Below are 4,127 nucleotides of genomic sequence, written 5' to 3'. Positions count from 1 at the left end.
GGGCTCGGGGAGCCGGAGAAGTTCGCGGCGTAGCGCATGAAATCCGCCGAATACGGGGCGGATGACTGCCAACGTGTGTGAACGCGATTGACACTCGACGCTTTCTTCAAGAAAGTTATTGCATGCCGCTCCGCTCCGACTGGTCGTCTGCGACCTGCCCCATCGCGCGCTCCGCCGACATCCTCGCCGACCCCTGGGTGCTGCTCATCCTGCGTGAGCTCTTCTCCGGACGCACTCGGTTCGACCAGCTGCGCGAAGCCACCGGCGCGGCCGACTCCGTACTGTCCCGGCGACTCACGGCGATGAGCGAGGCAGGACTCGTCGAGCGCGAAGACCCCGCCGATGCGCGCAGCGGTTACCGCGTGACGATCGCGGGGCATCAGACACTCCCGATCCTGCACGCCTACGCACGGTTCTCCCGCGTGACCGACCCCGATGGCCCCTGGGGCCTGACGGTGAGCTGCGGTCGATGCGGCGAGATCTCGGATTCGGTCGATTGGTGCGTCACGTGCGCGGCACCCCTCGACGTCGACAGCACCCACTGGGCGCGACACAGCATGGGCGGGGAGCCGTTCCCCCTCCTCACCGGACGCGCAGCATGACCGCCGAATCGCTCGACGGGTCGATCGAGGAACCCCTCGGCACTCGGCAGCGTCGATTCCACCCCGCGTGGACTGTGGCCCTCGTGGCTCTCATCGCCCTGATCGGCGCCGCCGGTTTCCGCGCAGCTCCCGGCGTGCTCATGGTGCCACTCGAGGAGGAGTTCGGATGGACCACGGCGGAGTTGTCGCTCGCCGTCTCCATCAATCTGCTGCTCTACGGACTCATCGCCCCGTTCGCAGCAGCCCTCATGCAGCGGTTCGGGATCCGCGCGGTCACGGTCGTCGCTCTCTTCGTGATCGGGGCGGGCTCAGCGCTGAGCGTGTTCGTGGCGACCCCCGGCCAGCTCATCCTGACCTGGGGCGTGCTGATCGGACTCGGCACGGGCTCGATGGCGCTCGTGTTCGCGGCGACCATCACCGACACCTGGTTCGCCACCCGGCGCGGACTCGTCTCGGGCGTTCTGACCGCAGGCAGCGCGACAGGTCAGCTCATCTTCCTCCCCGTGATCGCGGCCGCTGCCGAGGACGTCGGTTGGCGCGGAGCGTCACTCATCATCGCGGGCGGAGCTCTCGCCGTCGTGCCCCTGGTCTGGATCTTCCTGCGCAACAGGCCGAGCGACCTCGGCGTCGCCCGCTACGGCGAGACCTCACTCGCGCCCGCCCCTGCACCCGTCCGTCGCGGCTCTGCCTGGGGCGCGGCGAAGCTCGCCCTCTCGACGCTGAGAGAGGCCGCGCGCACCAAGACCTTCTGGGCGCTGGCGATCGGCTTCGCGATCTGCGGAGCGACGACCAACGGACTGATCGGCACGCATTTCATCCCGAGCGCCCACGACCATGGCATGGCGACGACCACCGCGGCCGGCCTTCTCGCGGTCGTGGGCGTCTTCGACATCGTCGGCACCGTGTTCTCCGGCTGGCTCACCGACCGCGTGAATCCACGCATCCTCCTGGCCGCGTATTACGCGCTGCGCGGGGTGAGCCTGCTCTTCCTGCCGAGCCTGCTCTCGGCGGAGGTGCAGCCGAGCATCGTCGTGTTCATCGTCATCTACGGGCTCGACTGGGTCGCGACCGTGCCGCCGACCATCGCGCTGTGCCGTGAGGTCTTCGGCGACAAGGGTCCGCTCGTGTTCGGCTGGGTGTTCGCGGCGCATCAGATCGGCGCCGGCATCGCCTCGATCCTCGCCGGTGTCGTGCGCGACCACACCGGCCAGTACACGGTCGCGTGGTTCGCCGCCGCGGGTCTCTGCGCGGTCGCCGCCCTGGTCAGCGCGACCATCCGCAGGCATCCCGCACCCTGACCCTCGTTCCTATCGCGCAAATGGTTGCATCCCGGGGCGGAATGCAACCATTTGCACGATTCGTAACGAGGAAGGGCGTCAGAGCACCTTGGAGAGGAAGTCCTTCAGACGCTCGTTCTTGGGGGCGCCGAACAGCTCGGCGGGCGGGGCCTCCTCCACCACGACGCCGCCGTCCATGAAGACCGTGCGGCCAGAGACCTCACGCGCGAAGCCCATCTCGTGCGTCACCAGCACCATGGTCATGCCGCCGGAGGCGAGGTCGCGGATGACCTGGAGCACCTCGCCGACCATCTCCGGGTCGAGCGCGCTCGTCGCCTCGTCGAACAGCATGATCTCGGGGTCCATCGCCAGCGCACGGGCGATCGCCACGCGCTGCTTCTGACCGCCGGAGAGGGATGCCGGCTTCGCGCCCGCCTTCTCCGACAGGCCGACACGCTCGAGGAGCGAGAGCGCCCGCTCCTTCGCCTCGGCCTTGGTCAGCTTGCCGCACTCGACCGGGGCGAGAGTGATGTTCTCGAGCACGGTCATGTGCGGGAAGAGGTTGAAGTGCTGGAACACCATGCCGATGCGCTGGCGCACCTCATCGAGCTTCACGCTCTTGTCCGTCAGGTCGACGCCATCGATGATGACGTGCCCCGACGTGGGCTCCTCGAGCTTGTTCAGGCAGCGCAGCAGCGTGGACTTCCCCGAGCCGGACGGGCCGATGACCGCGACGACCTCGCCATCCTCCACGGCCAGATCGATGCCCTTGAGCACCTCGTTGTCACCGAACGACTTGTGCAGGTCCTGCACCAGGATCTTGCTCATGCGTTGAACGTCCTCTCCAGGCGGTTCGCGAGCAGCGTCAGCAGCGTGATCACGACGAAGTAGATGATGGCGACGATCGTCAGCACCTGCGCCGACAGATACGTCGAGGCGATGATCTGGCGGGAGACGAACGTCAGCTCGGCGAGGCCGATGACGCTGATCAGCGACGTGTCCTTGAGGGTGATGATGCCCTGGTTGACGAACGAGGGCACCATGATGCGGAACGCCTGCGGGAGCACGACCTTCTGCATGGTCTTCCAGTGGCTCAGACCCAGCGAACGCGAGGCCTCATTCTGGCCGGGGTCGACCGCCTGGATGCCACCGCGGATGATCTCGGTCATGTAGGCACCCGTGTTGAGCGAGAGCGTGATCGCTCCGGCGACGAACGGGTTGAAGGTGAGGCCGGGGAACAGCTGCGGGATCGCGAAGAACACGAAGAAGGCCTGGATGAGGATCGGAGTGCCGCGGAAGACGTACACGTAGGCGGTCGCGACCCAGCGGAACGGCGCGAACTTCGAGACCCGTCCGAAGCCGAAGATGAGCCCCAGGATGAACGCGGCCACGATGGCGACGATCGTCGCGAGGATCGTGAGCCACAGGCCCTCCATGAGAGCCGGCCAGTACTTCACCGCGACGGAGAAGATGTCGGTCGGCTGCGTGGACTCCTCGCCACCCGACAGGTAGGTGTCGACGATCTTGTCGTACTCCCCTGAAGCCTTCAGGTTCGCGAGCCCGGCGTTGAACATCTCGATCAGCTCGGGCTTCTGCCCCTTGTTGACCGCGAATCCGTACTCGCCGCCGAGCTCGGGCTGACCCACGAGGCGGAAGCCGGAGCCCTGCTGGATGCCGTATGCGAGCACCGGGAAGTCCTCGAAGTAGCCGACCGCCTGGCCGGCCTTCACCGCGTCGACCATGTCGGTCGTGTCCTGGTACGGGGTGACCTTGAACCCGTACTCGTCCTTGTTCTCGTCGGCGAAGGTCTGCCCCTGCGTACCGGTCTTGACCGCGACGGCCTTGCCGTCGAGGTCGTCGAGCGACGTGATGTCGCTCGACTCGAGCACGCCGAGCTGGATGCCGCTGGTGAAGTAGGGCTCGCTGAAGTCGAACGTCTTCTGCCGCTCCTCGGTGATCGACATGCCGGCCATGACCGCATCGACCTGGTTCGACTGCAGCGCCTGGACGGCGGCGTCGAATCCGAGCTGGCGGATCTCGACCTCGAACCCCTGGTCCTTCGCGATCGCGCGGAGCAGGTCCATGTCGATGCCGACGAGGTCGCCGTCGGCATTCGTGAACTCGAACGGCGCGAACGTCGTGTCGGTGCCGATGACGTACTTGTCGCCGTCGTTCGCTGCGGCGGCGGGGGCGGCACCGGCGAGGAGCGCCCCGACGCCGACGAAGGCGACGAGTGCGGCTGCGCCGG

4 protein-coding genes are annotated in these 4,127 nt (G+C 67.1%); 2 read left to right on the top strand and 2 right to left on the bottom strand.

Annotation, left to right across the window (positions count from 1 at the left end; genetic code table 11):
- The first annotated feature begins 122 nt into the window (after window positions 1-122).
- Both DSP71_RS14950 and DSP71_RS14945 read left to right on the top strand, forming a co-directional pair.
- Entirely contained in the window at window positions 123-602 is a 480-nt protein-coding gene (locus DSP71_RS14950; protein WP_058631629.1) for a helix-turn-helix domain-containing protein, read from the top strand.
- Entirely contained in the window at window positions 599-1,900 is a 1,302-nt protein-coding gene (locus DSP71_RS14945) for an MFS transporter (protein ID WP_113681478.1), read from the top strand. The genes DSP71_RS14950 and DSP71_RS14945 overlap by 4 nt, the downstream gene beginning before the upstream one ends.
- A 78-nt stretch (window positions 1,901-1,978) precedes the next feature.
- Here DSP71_RS14945 and DSP71_RS14940 read toward each other — a convergent pair whose 3' ends face one another.
- Window positions 1,979-2,707, bottom strand: coding sequence for an amino acid ABC transporter ATP-binding protein (locus DSP71_RS14940; protein ID WP_058631627.1), 729 nt, complete (start codon window positions 2,705-2,707; stop codon window positions 1,979-1,981).
- On the bottom strand, window positions 2,704-4,127 hold a 1,424-nt coding region (locus DSP71_RS14935), incomplete at its 5' end, for an amino acid ABC transporter substrate-binding protein/permease (protein ID WP_220151127.1). The genes DSP71_RS14935 and DSP71_RS14940, both read right to left, overlap by 4 nt.

Source organism: Microbacterium sp. H6, from assembly GCF_003314775.1.
Classification (GTDB): Bacteria; Actinomycetota; Actinomycetes; order Actinomycetales; family Microbacteriaceae; genus Microbacterium; species Microbacterium oxydans.
This window is presented reverse-complemented; position numbering and strand designations above follow the sequence as displayed.

Coding starts and splice junctions, on each gene's coding strand:
- DSP71_RS14950 (WP_058631629.1), top strand. CDS start 123: ATGCCGCTCCGCTCCGACTGGTCGTCTGCGACCTGCCCCATCGCGCGC.
- DSP71_RS14945 (WP_113681478.1), top strand. CDS start 599: ATGACCGCCGAATCGCTCGACGGGTCGATCGAGGAACCCCTCGGCACT.
- DSP71_RS14940 (WP_058631627.1), bottom strand. CDS start 2,707: ATGAGCAAGATCCTGGTGCAGGACCTGCACAAGTCGTTCGGTGACAAC.